Origin of the sequence: Arthrobacter sp. TB 23, from assembly GCF_000294595.1 — a bacterium.
GTDB lineage: Bacteria > Actinomycetota > Actinomycetes > Actinomycetales > Micrococcaceae > Arthrobacter_D.
Window position 1 is genome coordinate 13,297 of sequence record NZ_ALPM01000066.1, and the last position, 17,353, is coordinate 30,649.

Genomic DNA, 17,353 nt, shown 5'->3' on the forward strand with positions numbered 1-17,353 from the left:
TAGACCCGTTGACTCGGCCTGCGAACGGGTCGGCGACTTACTTTGAGCAGGGTAGAAGATGTCACTCCCCAGCTGGGTCAGCCCCGCTCCAGGTACGCTTCCTTCACGGGATTCAGATAGATATCCAAAGCCTCAGCCAGCTCCGGATGATCCACAAGATCCAGGTCCTGCGCAACAATCTGCTGCGCATCCTCACGGGCCTTCTCGATGATCGCTGCATCCTTAACCACCCGCAAAAACTTCAGCGCTGACCGGCCACCGGACTGCGAAGCACCAAGGATGTTGCCTTCACGCCTCAGCTCCAGGTCCTTCTGCGACAGCTCAAAGCCATCCGTGGTCGACGCCACAGCGGCGAGCCTCTCCCTGCTGGGATGATCCGGATCGAGTTGCGTCACCAAGAGACAGGTCCCAGGATGCCCACCACGACCAACCCGTCCGCGCAGCTGATGCAGCTGCGAAATACCGAACCGATCCGCATCCATGATCACCATCATCGTGGCATTGTGAACATCCACACCGACCTCGATCACCGTGGTGGAGACCAGCAACTGAACGCTTCCGTCATTGAAGCGAGCCATGGTCGCTGACTTCTCGACAGGGTCCAGCCGCCCATGCAACAGCCCTATCGACACACCCTGCATCACCGGCATTTCCTGCAGGGTTTCGAACAACTCATTGACCGACGTCAGCTCCTGCTGAGGCGCACGGGGTGCTCCCACCGCTTCCGGCGAATAGAGCTCCAGAGCCGCGGAATCCTCCTCCTGGTCCCCAATCTTGGGACACACCACGTACACCTGGCGACCGGCGTCGATCTCTTCCCGAGCACGAGCCCAAATCCGCTGTATCCACCCTGGATGCTCGGTGAGACCCACCTCGTGGGTGGTGATCGGCGCCCTGCCGGCTGGCAGCTCGGTCATCGTGGAGACATCCAGATCCCCAAACACCGTCATCGCGACGGTCCGGGGAATCGGAGTTGCCGTCATCACCAGCACATGAGGCGAATTGGTTGCCTTGGACCGCAGCACGTCGCGCTGCTCGACGCCGAACCGGTGCTGTTCATCCACCACGATGAGCCCCAGATCGAAAAAGCTCACATTCTCCGACAGCAGCGCGTGCGTCCCGATGACGATGCCCGCTTCACCGGTGGCCGCATCGAGCATCGCCTGCTTACGCTGCGCCGTGCTCATGGAACCGGTCAGCAGCACCACCTTGGTGCCGTCGGCAGCACCGCCAAGCATTCCACCCATCCCCAGCGGACCCAGCGTTCGGGTGATCGACTGCAGATGTTGAGCTGCCAACACCTCGGTCGGTGCCAACAGCGCAGCCTGGCCGCCGGCGTCGATCACCTGGAGCATCGCGCGCAGCGCGACCAGCGTCTTGCCCGAGCCCACCTCACCCTGCAGCAGCCGGTTCATCGGGTGCGGCGACGCCAGCTCATCGGCCAACGTCTCCCCCACCATCTTCTGTCCGTCGGTCAGCGTGAAAGGTAGCTTGGCGTCAAACTGGTCTAGCAGGCCGCCCGACCTGAACGGACGAGCCGTCGCCTCTTCCAGCGAAGTCAGCGCCCGACGTCGGGCAAGCGCGGTTTGGAGCACCAGCGCTTCCTGGTAGCGCAACCGGTGTTTGGCTCGGTAGGTGTCTTCGATGACATGCGGCCGGTGGATCAGCTCATACGCCTGGGTGACGTTCATCAGCTTGTCGCGGCGAGCAATTTCCGGTGGCACCGGATCATTGAGTTGGGAGTGCACCAGGCTGTCGAGCAGCTTCCCGACGGCCTTCTGAATGTCCTTGCTTTCCACCTTCGCCGCCGCCGGGTACACCGGTATGGGCCTCTCGAGGAAGGCCGGATCCACCATCTCGTCGTCGTCAAGCAGGGAGTACCCGGGGTTGGTGAGCGTCAGCCGGTTCTTGTAAGCGGTGACCTTGCCATAGAACATGGCGTGCACGCCGGGGCGCAGATCCCGGTGGGCATTGTGTCCGTTGAAGAAGGTGAGGCTGAGACTGCCGAGGCGTCCGCCGTCGTCGTCGGTAATGACCACCTCGCACAGGAAGCCCTTGCGAGTCTGCATCTTCCGCTTGTTGGCTGACTGAACTCGGGCGATCAGGGTGACGTCCTCGCCCAAGGGCACGCTGCTGACCGGAGTCAGCTCGCCCCGCTTGAAATAGGCGCGCGGGACATGGTTGAGCAGATGGCCAATCGTATGAAGGTGGAGATGCTCGGCAAACAGCTTGGCGTTCTTGAGACCGATTCTCCCCGCAAGGGGAACGTTGAGTTCCTCAGTAATGTTATTGTCCACTGGCCTCTTGGGCTTCACTGAGCTGCGCTGATTCGTCGAGTGTGGATGAGTCACCAAGAGTGGACGGGTCCTTGAGTTGGGTCACGTCGCCGTACTGCGGCGAGTCGGACTGGCGTGGCGACGCCAGTTGCGTCACTGACACGTTGATTGGATGGCCGGCTTCCTGGATTAGTTTCAGCGCCGGTTCGGGCGTGGGCACGTGGACGTGGACACGCCATCGGTAGCCTTCCTCGACCTCGGTGACGGCGCTCATGATGACTGAGTCCCCGAGCTCGTCGAGGTGGAGCCGCAACGTGGCGGCGTCGAGGGGGCTGAGGTTGATGGTGCACATGACTTCGACGCCCTCGGCGTCGCCGCCGTTGTGAATGTGGGGTGCCTGGATGTCGTACCCGTGGAGTCCGTCGAGAAGTTCGTCCTGCAGCTCTTCGCCGAGCGCGGCGGCCCGCAGCGCATCCATGATCAGGAGGAATCCCACTCCCCCGGCATCCACAACCTTGGCCGCGGTGAGAACGCCGAGCTGGCTTTCGGTCTGAATGACGGCTTCCAGGGCGGCTTCGACGGCGGCTTGCAGTGTGAGGGCGAGGGCGTGGTTGCTATCGTCTCCGTTTTGGGCGCCGTCTGCCATGGCCGCTCCGCGGGCTGTTGCCTCCAGGACGGACAGCATGGTGCCGGGCACCGGGTCGCTGAGGGCCGACCAGCTGCGGATCTGGGCTCGCTGCAACGCCGTGGCTAGTAGGGGGCCTGAAAGTCTGGTGTGGTGGTGCAGCGGTTCGGCCACGGCTGCGAGGAACACGGCGAAGAGGGTGCCTGAGTTACCGCGTGCGTCTTCCATCGCGGCCTGACCGGCGATTCGGAGCAGTACGCCGAGATCGGTGGTGTCGGATGCCGAGGCGGCGTGGGAAGCGGCGCGAACGGTGAGGTAGAGGTTGGTGCCGGTGTCGCCGTCTGCCACTGGGAAGATGTTGATGGCGTTGAGGCGGTCGCTGTGGTTGCCCAGGGACTCTTCGGCCTTGCTCAACCATCGCCTCATCGCAGCTGCGTTAGCGGTGATCTTTGTCTGCAAAGTGATCCCATCCCACGTTGGCGGGTGACTGCGGCGCTGCGGTCACGCCGGGCAATCCGGCACATACCGAGCCTACCGCAGTGAACCCTTTAGGGAGAGGAGTGTTGCGCGGAAAGGTGGCGAGCAGCGAATAGTCCTCTCCCCCGCCCAGCACCCACTCCATTGGGTCGATGCCCAGGAATTTGCCGAGTTTCCGTAGCGGCTCAACTAGTCGGTCCAGAGCAGCTCGATCAAATTCGATGCTCACTGAACTCCCGTCTGCCAGCCGGCCCGCGTCCCTGATCAATCCGTCTGACACATCGAGCATTGCGGTAGCTCCTGCTTTTGCCGCGGCAGGTCCGGCTTGGAGTGGTGGCCGCGGACGTTTCTGGATGTCTACATATTGAGTGAAGTCTGGACTCAGCGATTGGGTTGGGTGGTCCGACTCCATGAGAGCAAGCCCTGCTGCTGCGAATCCCACAGTTCCAGCGAGGCCGACCACGTCTCCCACCTGTGCGCCCGAACGCAAAACAGGCTCACCACCGTCGAGTGACCCGGTGATCGCAGCCGTCACCACGATCTCCCGCCCACCACCTAAGTCGCCACCGACGACGCCACACCCGTCGGCTCCCAGCTCGGCGATCGCTGCAGACAGACCGTCCGCCAGTTCTTCAACCCAATGCACTTCGGTGTGGCCGGGGAGAGTCAGGCTGACAACCATTGATGTGGCCCGTGCGCCCATAGCGTTCATGTCGCTCAAGTTTTGTGCGGCTGACTTCCATCCAACGTCATATCCGGTGGTCATGTGTCCGTTGGGGCGTTCCAGCCTGAAGTCTTTGTCCTCAACGATCGTGTCGATAGAGATCACTACCCTGCCATCTGGCGCCTCGACTATCGCGGCGTCATCGCCTGGTCCGATCAAAACGCCGGACGCAACCGCAATACGCGGCAGTATCCGTAGCAATAGTCCAGTTTCGCTTAGTCCCGCAACCGTAATAGGCATGGTTCCACGCTACGGTAACTTGCTCCCTATCGTGATCTCGACGTACTTTCGTTGATAGGTCAAACCATCCGAATCACAGCACGGGACGTCGGAGAGCTATCAGGTGGGGGGGGTAGTAGGAGTTTAGTTCGGAGCCAGGGATGCGGAGATACACACCGCCCGACATCCAGAGGCAGACCGAACAGTCCATCGGACGGTTCGATTCACGATTCGAGCCAATATTCAAGGGCCTCGCCACCAACTAAGCCCAACTGCGTCTTCGCGATCGGCGGGTAGATTCTTACACCCGGTGAAAACGTAGTGGTTAGTCTGGCGGCGCCAGACAGCACTCTATTCGTGTTCTCGTCCTTGCCTTAGTTGTGTTGCGATAAGCTATAGGCGAATTATACTTACAGGAAAGCTTAGGGGATCCTTTTTGCCTGTTATCATGCCAATCTACGGCACCAGACCAGAAGCCATAAAAATGGCTCCGATCATCGAAGCGCTGAAGGTTTCAGCTATTTTCGAATGTGTTGTTACGGTCACGGGCCAACACCGGGCGATGCTCGATCAAGTCAATCGACTGTTTGGTATTGACCCCGACCATGACCTGAACATCCTCCAGCAGGGTCAGAGCTTGAACTCGATTATGACTAAAACCATCGAGGGTCTAGATCATTTGTTCAAAACCAACAGGCCGGATGCCGTGGTCGTTCAGGGCGACACCACAACCTCGACTGCCGCAGCTATCGCCGCGTTCTATCACCAGATTCCCGTGATTCACGTCGAAGCAGGTCTTCGGTCCGGTAACATGTTCTCACCGTTCCCCGAGGAAACAAATCGAAAGATCACTTCACAAATTGCGAGCCTCCACTTAGCCCCCACGTCCACCAGTAAAGCGAACCTGATGGCCGAAAATATTTCGGAAAAGGATATAGTTATAACCGGAAATACGGTGATTGACGCGCTTCTCGAAACCGTGCAGAAGAACATCCCTTTTGTAGACCCGAAATTAGAGGACCTGGCCGGATCCGGTAAGAGAATACTTCTGGTCACGACACACCGCCGAGAGAATCAAGGCGACGCAATGCGAGGGGTCGGACGGGCATTGGCCCGTATCGCCGACTCGAACCCTCACCTCACCATAGTATTGCCCGTGCATAAGAACCCTGTAGTGCGTGAAGCCGTCCTGCCAGCTATTCGGGACAAAACAAATGTCATTGTGACAGAACCATTGGCCTATGGTGAGTTCACACGTTTACTCTCCTTAGCCGACCTAGTCTTGACTGATTCTGGAGGTATTCAAGAAGAGGCACCCAGCCTTGGGAAACCCGTACTTGTCATGAGGGACAACACAGAACGTCCGGAAGCGGTCCGGGCTGGCACCGTTGTCCTGATCGGATGCGGGGAGAACCGAATAGTCCAGGAAGTGACCGACCTACTGAATGATCAAGCGCGGTTCAACTCTATGGCCAACGCTGTGAACCCCTACGGCGACGGAAGGGCTGCTGCAAGAGCGCACGGCGCAATAGCAGAAATGTTCGGACTGGGTCACAGACTCATGGACTTTTCGGAGCATCCGAACTCTCATATTCTACGACCTATTGAAATATAGAAACGGAAAACAAGGAATGAAACATTTAGTCATAATCGGCCAAGGATATGTTGGTCTCCCATTAGCACAGGGCGCTGTGAGCGCCGGTTTGAAAGTTACCGGACTAGATCTAAACCGCAGAACGGTCGAAGACCTCAACCAGGGAATATCGCATGTCGACGATATAAGTAATTCAGAAGTTGAGCTGATGATTAGCTCTGGATACAGCGCAACGTCCGATTCTGCAATTATCAGCACCGCCGACGTCGTAGTAATGTGCGTTCCAACGCCCCTCGGGGACGCCGGCAGCCCGGACCTAGGTGCAGTGGAAGGGGCAACTCGCTCAATTTCGGAACACATGACGACTGGCACCTTGGTCGTACTGGAGTCAACTACATATCCTGGCACTACTGATGATCTAGTCCTACCGATCCTTGAGCAATCGGGCCTCACCCTGGACATCGATTTCTACTTAGCATTTTCTCCGGAGCGAATTGATCCAGGCAACCAAACATACGGATTGACGAATACGCCGAAAGTCGTGGGCGGAACAACCGAGAACTCCACCAAAATTGCTTGTGAATTTTACTCTTCATTTATCGATATAGTAGTGCCTGTCAAAGGAACTAAAGAAGCCGAAACCGCAAAGCTTCTGGAAAATACTTATCGCCATATCAACATAGCCTTGGTCAACGAGATGGCCAAGTTTTGCCACGAACTAGACATTGACTTGTGGAACGTAATCGATGCTGCGAAGACCAAACCTTTTGGTTTCCAGGCATTTTATCCCGGTCCAGGCGTAGGCGGGCACTGCATCCCTATCGATCCGAACTATTTGAGCTACCAAGTGCGGAAATCCCTCGGCTACCCGTTTAGATTTGTGGAACTAGCCGAGGAAATTAACAACAGTATGCCCCGCTACGTAGTCCAAAGAATCCAAGAACTACTCAATAGGCACGGGCGATCGCTCAACCAATCAAAAATTCTACTACTCGGCGTAACTTACAAACCCGACATTGCTGACCGCAGGGAATCCCCGGCGGAGCCTATTGCACTACTTCTGAGCCGTAACGGTGCAGTGATCTCGTATCACGATCCGAAAATCTCAACTTGGAGCTACGACGGAACAACAATAGGAGTAGAAGAAGATCTAGACTCGGCTGTTGACGGTGCAGACGTAGTGGTCCTTCTCCAAAACCACTCTGAATATAACGTCGACCTTTTGAGTACAACCGCACGCATCTTCTTTGATACGCGAGGGGCGACCACCACGGCCTCAGCGCACCGTTTGTGATTTTTTATCGAACAAATCGACAATCGTACAGGCAACTCAGGGGTCATTCTCCCTCCACACGCTTGCCGGAACCAAAGGTTCTATATCAATGAAGTATGTACCGGCACTCCGTATTGTGCTGTTCTCTGCACCAACGCTACTAATCATATTCATTAGCTTCATTACGGTTACCCAGCATTCGAGTATTCAAATATTTTTTGGCCTATTTTTTGCCCTCATTTCGCTCCAATTAGGTATCATCGGATTCTCCATTGATAGACAAAACCGAAAGACAGCTCATACCCTTCATGCAAAAATAGAACGTGTGCGCAAGGACACCTCAAGATTCGATTACCGAGCCACCACACGACTCGGAAAAATTGAAGCCGTGTTAGACGACTTGAGACTTGAGATCGAACCGTTGGCGAAAACCCGCTCGTCAACGGTCCTCCCCTATCCTTCTGCGATTTCAAAGCGCGTTCTCTTTATTACTAGTAACGGAGCGGGAATGGGCCATCTCACCCGATGCTTGGCTGTAGCGATCGCGGGGCGCGAAGATTTCTCTTCGCAGTTTGTTTCCCTATCCGGTGCTGCCCGGATAGTCGAACGTTTCGGGTTTGGAGTGCTTCCTTATCCGAGCCACAAGAGCACTAGCCTGAGTCAGAGGGAATGGCATAGGCGCTTTGCGATCTTCATGCACGAAGTTATTGCAGTCAACCGACCTGACGTAGTTATATTCGACGGATCATTTGTTTATCGGGGGGTATCAGACGCAACCCGGCACTCTGACACCCCTCTCATCTGGCTTCGCAGAGGCCTGTGGAAAGAAGAAAGCAGCACTACGCAGCTATTGAGTTCACGGGACTTTGTCGATGCAGTTATAGCCCCTGGCGATATTGCAGAGGGTGCCGATATTGGACCGCTACAATTGGCTGATACCGATCATAAAGTTGAACCGATTTCACTATACAACACTAGCCAAGCTCGCTCCCGAGACGACGCTTGTAGAGAACTTGGCTTAGATGGCGGGCGTCGGAACGTCCTAATTCAACTTGGTGCCGGTAATCTCAACGACATTACAAATCTTAGGACTGCCGCTATCAACGCTGTCCGTAAGCTTGGTTTGCAGTGGGAACCAGTCGTCGCTATGTCACCGTTGGCAGCCGCCCTTGCCGATATATCCGATTTGACACAGATTCGCGCTTATCCGCTAGCCCCATGCCTAGCCGCATTTGAATTCGGCATCATAGCTAGTGGCTACAACTCAATCCACGAGGCGATAGGAGCGGGCTTGCCTTGCATAGTCATCCCTAACGATCAAACACTCACCGATAACCAAAGGCTGCGGGCGGAAGTATTTGCCGACAAAGGATATGGAATACTAGCGGATTCGAACGATTCCCTAGAAGCGGCCGTTAAATTACTTGCCTTGGACCCCAAACCGTTCAAGGCACCTCTGTACGACATGAATGGCGCCCGTCAAGCTGTAGAAATAATTAACAGCATTTTGAAAGGAAATTAGTTTCACCGTGAATTTGGACGTTAAATGATGGTGTTGTGCTGAGAAGAGATTGGAGTTTTGGAAGCATAAGGGGCCTTCTGAATTGGTTGCCAGAAGACATGATTTCAGGTGAGTTTTACTTACATATTTGTTTTCCCGTCAACGATCAGTGCCAGTATGGGTATTAGTTTTATCTGCCATGAACCTGGCAACAACCGGCCTATTCCACGTTGCAGCCGGTGAGCCCGGGTACGGTGTCCCGCAATACGGACCGCCTGCCACATTCTCCAATGATTACTCCGTTCGCCCTTCGTTCATGGGGCGGATCGTTGATATCATCGCGGTTCTGAATACTGTCACAGTCACCTATGAGGGCGGCATCTTCGATCCACATGCCCGGGTATGGACACGGCATCGGGCGGTCACCGATCCGGCCCATGTGGCAGGGCTGCGGTGATGCGCGGATACTGACGCCCAACGAGTGCACGGACCCGAGGTGGTGGAATCCTTGCAGGTCCGCGACCCCAGGATCTGCTAAGGAGTATTCGGCATCGACCACGATCAGCAGCCAGCCGTTGCCGCGGGTGGCCTCATACCCGAGACGCCAGCCACAGATCGAGTACTATGCAAAGGAGTTACGTGCGCCATGGATCAGTGTCGGGTTCTGCCGGCTCGGACCAGGCCACAGACCTAGGGTGGTCTCACGGCTTCTGAAGCGGCGACCCGGATCTCAACTGCGATATTCCCCGTCCATAAAAATCTGGAGGAGTTCAACCTCGGTCACCAGCCCACGGCGAATCGGAACCTGATCGCCCATTTAGGCGCCGGGTTGTTTATCTCCGAAGCTAAGAACGTGGTCCTTGCCGACACGGCTGGGACCGGGAAAACCCGGGTCGAGGCCAATACCGGAATCAAGGCAGCTGAGACAGGGCAGCGGGTCCCCTTCCACTCGGCGACCAGGTGAATCATCCGCCAGACGTCAACCTAGTATCGGTCTGCACTTCAGAGAATTAGCTGGGACATTCAGGGCCTCCTGGACGACAAGAGCTGTGGAAAGCCCCCTTCACCCAGAGAACTTCTCCATGTCAGACCCCTCACTTAACACTGTGGTCAATTCGGCTATTAGGCGTACCTAAACTAAACCCCAATTTAGACCGAATTCTTAACCCGCACAAATGTCCACCAGTCCGGAGACCACGATCAGCACATGAAACGAATGGCGAAACCCGACTGCGACAACCCAAACTTATCCAAAAGGCCAGTTCGTTCACCACACTGTCAGGCTACAAGAATTTACCATATTGCGAATCGAAATCACTGCTGGCTGGGCTAGGGGAAACCAGCTCTTGACTTGAACAATTTAGCCAAACCCACGACTGGCTCCGACCCATTCTTCTTTGCAGCTGATCGGATACAATACCGTCTACCAAAACTACATTCGGCGTATCCCAGCGCTTGATACTATGCCATAAATGTAGGATATCTGCCGTTTCAAGCGGGAGGAACAACCGTCTCATGGCACCGTTCAAAAAAGTACCGTTCTTTATCTACTTGGTGAAGTCTGTCAATCGTTTCCTGAACGTCGCGCGTTACGAGCTTCTTGAGCACTACTGGATGCAAATTCCACCATTCCAAAAACAATAGTTGAGAAACTAAATCGTCCGAAAACCGCGGCCGTATCTCTCGTGCTGATACTCCGCCCACAATTTGATACGGCGCAACGTCCTTCACAACCACCGCCCCCGTAGCGATTACCGCACCAGTTCCAACGGTGACGCCCGAATTGATGGATACATTATCCCCGATCCAGACGTCATGTCCAATCAAAACTCGACGATTGACTGTTCCTCTCGCCAACTTAGCGGGGCTTCCGCCCACATTTTCGACTAGGAAAGATGACGTTGAAAAACCTTCAAGACGATGACTTCCGAGGCCAATTGATACATTCCTGCCTATGGAGCAATACCGACCCACTTCAACCTGTGACCGGAGACGACCAGAGTTAATATAAGAACCGAAGCCGAAAAAGCTATTTCCCATGAGTTCGCAATAATTTACGTTCACGTTAGGTTCCGCCATGACAAGCCATTTATGGCTTGGGCTGCGTAAGACTCGCGGCCGAGCGAATTCAATTGAACCCAAATCAAAAGTTGTCATGACGCGTGCCTAGATAATCTTTTTAGCGACATATACATTTGCGCAGATAGAAGGTCAACCTGCGAACTTTGGCTCCGAAGTTGACCAGATCGCGACAACGACTCCCATAACAAAGGATCCCGATAAAGATCTGTCGCGGACTCCACTAGCTCCTGGATAGAACGCACCTCTTTACCGCTAAGTCCAACATAATCAGACAATGATAGAGCCATTTCAGGGTAGATCAAAGGAATGCCCATCGCTGCCAGTTCAGCGGGCACCATTTCAAAAGTTGCGTATTTCACGATCGACACCATCAAACGGGATTTGGCGAGCAAAGGACCGAAATCGTCCTTGAGGTAGGGAAGTATTTCTAGCCCAAGATCCTTTGCCTCTTTCGGACGATACTGACGGACGCAATACAACGGAGCTTCAGGTAGCGCCGCCCGCAACTTCGCAATTACTTCCTCAACAGGAAAACCAAGAAGAGAAGCGTCACATAGCTTGCCGTAGTCGCCCAAGAAGATTCCTGCAGTGTCCCCGAAGGCGCGGACCTCCGTGTCAGGAAACTCTAGAGTCTTCGGAACAGTAACGATGAAGTCCCGGACTTCCCTAAGTTCAGGAATATCCCTGGCACGGTCAGTAAACGCCATCAGCCAAACTCGATCCTCATACTTGGACCGCCACGACAATATTCGATCGACGGCAAACTTATACCGCCCCAGGACGTGGTTCAAACTCAGATTCACCACAACGACTCTGCCACGAGATGCATGATAGTCCACAAGCTGCTCTACCTGAAGGTAATCCGGCCTATCAGGATCACCGGGATATACGATTACGATCTGCGCAGCTCTGCCATTCAACCCTTTGACGTCTCCAGTCTCGACATCAACCAGATTCAAATCCACACCGTAAGGCTGCAGCATGTCATATGTCAAATGGCTGCTTTTCAAAATACCGCCATGCTTCCATCGTTTTTTATCTGTACGTCCGATTAGAGCTACTGAGAATTTTTCCCGAACGTGTGGAGCACCGGCGTCATGGAACTTCCACGGAATTGCAGACTTAACTAACCTATCCGTCTCTTTTCGAACATCAATACGTGACCCGGTCTTACTTATCGACGAACCGGAGATCGAAGTATCTGGGCCTTCGAAAGCTATAGGTGTGGCTTCGTTCTTTCTATGGGCGGACAATATAAACGGGACCTTTTGTTTTTGCCCCGCTAGCGCGAAAAATATGTCAGCCATGTTCGGCAGCATGAAGTCGTCGAATTTCACGTCAATGGTATCTGTATGGAACGCTAGGCACCCGGTACCCAGTAGATGAACCTGATGATCATCATCGTACCGGCCGCCAAATGTCATAACTCGCCTACTTGCTTGGTCATAGTAACTGGAGAATCCCTTCTTCAGTTGCGAGCCATGCCACCCCACCACGGCGCGACGACCATAACGTTCGATGCTGTCAATCAGCCGTCGAACATAGTTAGGGGGATAGTTAATGTCATCGTCAATAGCGAAGTAATAACCGTCGAACCGGTCCACCGCTATGAATTTTCCCCTATCTCCGACATCCGGCCCCTCGACTATGAATAAGTTGTCGTATCCCAGAATGCAGGCGGGAATCTCATTAAAACCATTTAGGTAGACAAATAACTCATCGACTTGTGGAGAAATCGTCCTGAGCACAGCAGCCAACCCTTCCTCCCTTCCCGGAATGGTTGCTAGGCCGGCTCGAATCTTGGTCCGTTTGCTATTGACCTGGTGATCTAATCCAGGCACGAAGTATTGCTCACGCGCCAAAGTAGACGGGGTTATTGTCTGACCTTTAGTGGACTCCAGGGACGTCGATTCCCTGATAGCTTCTGAACTGGACTTCCATATGGTGAACTCTTCAGCTACCGAGGACAGTGCTTTCTTTTTCGATGCCGGAGATAAAACCGGTTTTACCACTGTTTGAATCTGATCATTTAACGCCGCAAGCTTGGCATTGACATCAGATGTTGATGCCATCGATATCTTATTTTTTTGGATTTGCCCGAAAATATTTGAACTGGTTGACATCATATTTCCTATCGCTGAACTGCGTACGAACCGCTGGCGAGGCGGTCGAGATTACCGGGCAAGAGCTGGGCGTACGATTGCCCGTATTTTTCTGCCTTTGAAGCGAATAGCGTTTGTAGATCCGCACTCAAGGATTCGGACCACTCGCCTTCCTCAGCAATAAGCTCCGTTTGGGTAGTGAACTTTCCCCTAAATGTATTAAACAGGGTTTCTTCATCCCGCTCCATCGGCGTTAACCAATTAGCAGCGCGTTCAATGCATACCATTGGTATCTTGCTTCTTTTGGATTTAATCGCTAACCAAACGTCTGCCATGCCCGTATTCTTGAAATTATTCAGAGAAGGCCTTACAGTGTCCGTGTGGAAACCGACCGTTCCGGTTCCGAGTTGATTAACAATCGTGTCCTTCCGCAACGCTTTCTTGAAGTGGTATAAAGTTCGGCCGTCAAGATAACTTACAAACGGTTTCGCAAATATTGTGCCGTGGATGCCGACTATGGCTGAACGATCATAGAATTCTATTTTTCGAATAAGAGTCTGGATATAATCTTGTGGATAATTGATATCGTCGTCAATAGTGAAGCAATATCCCGATTCGGCATCAGCAGTGAAATAAAACTTTCCATTGTCCTTTATGTTAGGAAGGTTATCCGACTGTTTAACAACAATTCTGGGATGGATAAGAAAAGTAGGTATTTGATTGTACTCGTTTAGATAAACGTATAGTGTGTCTACTTGAGGAAGTATTTGAGCGACAACATTTTTCAGTTTCTCTTCGCGAGGCGGGTATGTCGCCACGTAAGCACTTACTTTGTTGTCCCGAAGCGCCTCATCAACCACGAGTTTACCGGAGACCGGAAACGGCCGTCTAACGACAGGAAACGGTGTATACGGCCTGAGGTTCTTCGCAGAGAGGTGAGAATGCCAGGCCTCGTACCCATCTACAAACTTCCGGCGATCTGGGGACAGCGAGGGAGTGGAAGATGCACCAACGGTAGTATAAATCGAGTTCTCAGGGTCGCTCGTGAGCGAACCATCCCTGACCAGTGCAATATAAAGAACCTCCGCTACGGTGCCTCGGGATCGAGATCCGTACGTAAGAGCTATCCGCTGCATAAATTCTGCATCAGCCGATGTACGAACAGTGTCGAAGAAGCCAATCTCTTCAATGACCTGTCGGTCAAACATCTGGCTTATGTACGCTATTCGGGCCTTTTTCCCGTTCACTAGTATAAGGTTTCCATCGCCATCTCGCCGTTCATGGAGACAGGTACTTACCGCGATGCCTGGCTTGTTTAGAGCATCAAACTGCTTTTCGATACGGCGGCGGTCTGAGACATCATCGCTATCCATAAAGGTGAATACAGAGCCATTCGCGCGGGTCATAGCGAAGTTCTTGCAGTAGTAGGTCCCTCGGTTTTTCCCGAGGCAGTAGACGGTCATCCGATCGTCAGCCGCGGCTAAACCCAGCAAAGCCTCCCGCGAGTTATCGGTGCTGCAGTCATCGACGACTATCAACTCTAAATTATTCCATGACTGTTCCAAGATCGAACGCACCGCAGCTTCGATGTGCTCAGAAGTGTTGTAGGAAGTCATGATCACCGTGATTAGGGGTTTCTCGCTGTAAATCTTGGTGTGCGCTCTAACACCTCCCCGAGTCCGCGTTGCATAGGGAACATCCGTAATCTCAACTGGCGGAGATGCTGGTGATTCAGTGTGTTGGGCCTCCACGGGAAGCTGGCTGGAAACCTTCGCCTGCGCTTTGCCAGTATCGCTCGGCCCGCCAGCACTTAATTCCTGCAGCCGCTTTGGAATCGATTTTTGTGATGCTTCAAGAGCCGGTTTTTGGGGTTGCCAAAAAGCCATTCCTCTGACAATCCGCCTGCTTCGCCTGAGTGCTCGAAATATTCTATGGTTTTGTAAATGATGAATACGTTTTTCGAGCCGAACGAGCCTGTTAAGCGTTCTTGTCTCAAGATCTTTCTGATGCCATGTGACGCTGTTCAACTGGCTGTGAATAACGCCAACACTGACAGTGGCATTTTTTAACTCGATTATTCCGTTCGCCATCAAGGCCTGATTCTTCACTATTCCTGCGACATCCTCCTGTAGGGACATCAGATGACGATCTACTATCCGGCTTTGCGCAACTATTCGCCGATCCGTTTCACTAACCAAGTGATCGACGATTGATTCGCCGTATGCCTTCAAAGCGTCCGCATCGATATAGTCGGATGCCTCCGGAGTAAGCAGCAATTTGATCTTCTCAGACTGATCCGCTGATGTAGCAACCACCCGCTCGATCTCTGCGGCGGACTGAGCAAAGCTTGTCTCAAGATGTTCGACAATCGCCTTCAGTTCATCGACATTGAGCGCCATTTTTTGAAGTCGACCACTCTGATCAGCGTGATGCTCCAAAGTGCGGGCAGATTTTGTCTCCTGTTGTTCAGCGGCCGTCTTCAGACCCTTCAGCGCGAGCCCCAGCTCCTGGACTTGGCCGTCCAGCTCACTTTGACGTTTGGCCCTTACGGCTGAATCTGTACGATGCTCTTCGAACCCGCTCCTATGTGCACTCAGGGAGGTCATCACCTCGGCCAAGCGGTCCTGAACGAGTTGAATTTCCTTTGAATTAACCTCTACTTGATCCGAGGCGGCAATTTGTTTTTGATTTTCATTAGTTTTAGCAGCATTAGCAATTGACCGTTGTAGCGTGCGCCGGAGATCCCTCAGCTCCTTTGCTGACTGCAGATTACGCATCGCTAAGTATTTTTGAAAAATATCCGGGTTAGCCATGTGTTCATCGGAGAAAAAAACGTACGTCGCGGTCGCATTGAAACAATCTACGGGGGTATATCCCAAGTCTGACAATCTTGAGGCAACAGCATGATACTCATTGACTTCGGCGCATTCGCAGACAATTATGGGTTTGGCTCTTCTTATGGTTTCAAGAGCACCTTCGATTACTTCGCTCTCCATACCCTCGACATCTATTTTGATCAGGGTGGGATCAAGCTTGGCGGCTTCCTCAAGTTCATCAAGCGCATAAAGCTCTATCTCGCCGGCCGCGTCAGCCTTTAATCTGGCGGCCCCGAGGTTATTTTCAGGGAAGGCGACGTTGGCCGTCCCTCGTGAGCTAGAAAGACCGAATGAGAGAATCTTGATTTTATCATTGAGTTCGTTGATACGAGCATTCTCTGTCAATAGTCCGATCGACTGTGGAACGGGTTCGAAAGCGATCACGTTTGCACCGACTACTCCGGCGAAATATATCGAGTGGTTCCCTATATTGGCGCCCACATCAAAGACAACATCTTCAGGTGCCAAGAGGCTAGATAGCGCATCTAACATACCGCATTCATAGAAATCTGCAGATTTGGCGATGGTCATTCCAATGTGGTCCTGCGTGGAGGCCGTGTTGAAATAGAATTTTCGACCGTTTCGCTCGATCTGAATTACTGGTGAGACAGTCATCTATTTATGCTCCATTTAGTCCCGGCACTTTAAGCACAGCCAGTAGTGGATGCACCCAGTCAAGGTTATCTTATTACCGCGGTCGACGACGTTCCTATCATTGGTCGGTTAGTTTCGATCTGCTCTTTTGATGACCGTCTACAACCACCGCGGCCAGCCGGGTGGGCCGGTTGCGGTGGTTGTAGACGGTAGATCGGGGAGGTTTTGCCAGGTGTAGCAACAGCGCTAACCGGTCGTGGCATTGAGATCGTCGATCGCCTGAACTTTTCAGTGTCGTTCCTGTGATCTCAGGACTCGCAATTTTCCCGGCTGCGCCACCTCTGCACCTAAACGCTCGTTCTCTCCTCGGAGTTGTTCGACCTCTCTATTGGGGCGAGGTTCTCGCCGTTTGGCGGTGGCCGCGGCCCCGCTTCTTCCGGTGTAACCCGCGGACGACGACCTCGTAAGAGGAAGGACACCGCACAAAGTGTTGCGAGATAAGGTAATGATCTGCGACCGTTCGACAGAGACCAACGGTAGATGAGTGCGCGTCCGCTCGGAAGGGGCCTTACAAAGTATCCACCGACCTCACGGCAACACCACCGGTCGTATCCACGCCCCTTCGACTGCTTGGCGTCTAGCGGTCGTTGCAACACCTGACTACAAGGAGTTGCAACTATGGCAGTGACGAAAAGAGCACGAAGGGCTCGGGGAGCACCTCCGAAGAACGCTGCCCGCGCTGACTATGATCAGCTGATGAAACAGAGAATGGGCAATTCTGAAGCCTGCCGGATCGTCGGGATCAGCCGAAGCTCAGGCACGCGGTGGCGCCACGGCCACACCGCCACCTCAAAGAGGGGAGTGGTCACGAAGTACCCGCCGAGCTCACGACAAAGACCATCGGTCACCTCCGTCCATTTCCTCTCGGAGACGGAACGAATCACGATCGCGGACCTGCTCCACGCCATACGAAGCGTCCGAACCATTGCCAGGGAGCTTGGGCGCAGTCC

Annotated in this window: 12 protein-coding genes and 1 pseudogene; 6 read left to right on the forward strand and 7 right to left on the reverse strand. The window is 53.6% G+C overall.

What is annotated here, in order from left to right; all coding sequences use genetic code 11:
• Positions 1-77: 77 nt before the first annotated feature.
• Genes B384_RS0109910 through thiL form a run of 3 tightly spaced genes read right to left on the reverse strand, consistent with a single transcriptional unit; the run spans position 78 to position 4,342 of the window.
• On the reverse strand, positions 78-2,285 hold the full coding sequence (locus tag B384_RS0109910; RefSeq protein ID WP_035766924.1) for an ATP-dependent DNA helicase RecG: 2,208 nt from the start codon (positions 2,283-2,285) through the stop codon (positions 78-80).
• A 1-nt stretch (position 2,286) separates the two neighbouring features.
• A complete protein-coding gene (locus B384_RS0109915; protein ID WP_083850904.1) occupies positions 2,287-3,327 on the reverse strand; it encodes a DAK2 domain-containing protein in 1,041 nt (346 codons plus the stop codon).
• Between the two features lie 10 nt (positions 3,328-3,337).
• Positions 3,338-4,342: a thiamine-phosphate kinase gene (gene thiL, locus B384_RS0109920; protein WP_026041094.1), complete on the reverse strand. Its 1,005-nt coding sequence runs from the start codon at positions 4,340-4,342 to the stop codon at positions 3,338-3,340.
• Between the two features lie 427 nt (positions 4,343-4,769).
• On the opposite strand from thiL, the gene wecB reads away from it, so the two are divergent.
• The 5 genes from wecB to B384_RS20135 all read left to right on the forward strand — a co-directional run bounded on the left by wecB (position 4,770) and on the right by B384_RS20135 (position 9,653).
• A complete protein-coding gene (gene wecB / locus B384_RS18495) occupies positions 4,770-5,936 on the forward strand; it encodes a non-hydrolyzing UDP-N-acetylglucosamine 2-epimerase (RefSeq protein ID WP_019482962.1) in 1,167 nt (388 codons plus the stop codon).
• A 16-nt stretch (positions 5,937-5,952) separates the two neighbouring features.
• Positions 5,953-7,209, forward strand: coding sequence for a nucleotide sugar dehydrogenase (locus B384_RS0109935; RefSeq protein ID WP_019482963.1), 1,257 nt, complete (start codon positions 5,953-5,955; stop codon positions 7,207-7,209).
• Positions 7,210-7,297: 88 nt separating this feature from the next.
• Positions 7,298-8,710, forward strand: coding sequence for a glycosyltransferase (locus B384_RS20130; RefSeq protein WP_083850905.1), 1,413 nt, complete (start codon positions 7,298-7,300; stop codon positions 8,708-8,710).
• A gap of 178 nt (positions 8,711-8,888) precedes the next feature.
• Entirely contained in the window at positions 8,889-9,146 is a 258-nt protein-coding gene (locus tag B384_RS0109940; RefSeq protein ID WP_026041095.1) for a Mu transposase domain-containing protein, read from the forward strand.
• A gap of 270 nt (positions 9,147-9,416) precedes the next feature.
• Positions 9,417-9,653, forward strand: coding sequence for an ATP-binding protein (locus B384_RS20135; RefSeq protein ID WP_083850906.1), 237 nt, complete (start codon positions 9,417-9,419; stop codon positions 9,651-9,653).
• A gap of 527 nt (positions 9,654-10,180) precedes the next feature.
• Here the strand turns inward: B384_RS20135 and B384_RS20140 are convergent.
• The 4 genes from B384_RS20140 to B384_RS20815 form a co-directional block, all read right to left on the reverse strand.
• Positions 10,181-10,846 (reverse strand): CatB-related O-acetyltransferase, encoded by a 666-nt coding sequence (locus tag B384_RS20140; RefSeq protein ID WP_083850907.1) that lies wholly within the window; start codon positions 10,844-10,846, stop codon positions 10,181-10,183.
• A complete protein-coding gene (locus B384_RS0109960; protein WP_156809046.1) occupies positions 10,843-12,897 on the reverse strand; it encodes a hypothetical protein in 2,055 nt (684 codons plus the stop codon). Before B384_RS0109960 ends, B384_RS20140 begins: the two co-directional genes overlap by 4 nt.
• Positions 12,898-12,902: 5 nt before the next feature.
• Positions 12,903-16,364 (reverse strand): FkbM family methyltransferase, encoded by a 3,462-nt coding sequence (locus tag B384_RS0109965; protein WP_019482968.1) that lies wholly within the window; start codon positions 16,362-16,364, stop codon positions 12,903-12,905.
• A gap of 728 nt (positions 16,365-17,092) precedes the next feature.
• Positions 17,093-17,251, reverse strand: a complete 159-nt coding sequence (locus B384_RS20815; protein ID WP_192813084.1) for a hypothetical protein — start codon at positions 17,249-17,251, stop codon at positions 17,093-17,095.
• Here B384_RS20815 and B384_RS21110 point away from each other — a divergent pair.
• Positions 17,205-17,318 (forward strand): annotated as a pseudogene (locus tag B384_RS21110) (hypothetical protein); the annotation flags it as partial. The gene B384_RS20815 and the pseudogene B384_RS21110 sit on opposite strands and share 47 nt — an antisense overlap.
• Positions 17,319-17,353 lie beyond the last annotated feature (35 nt).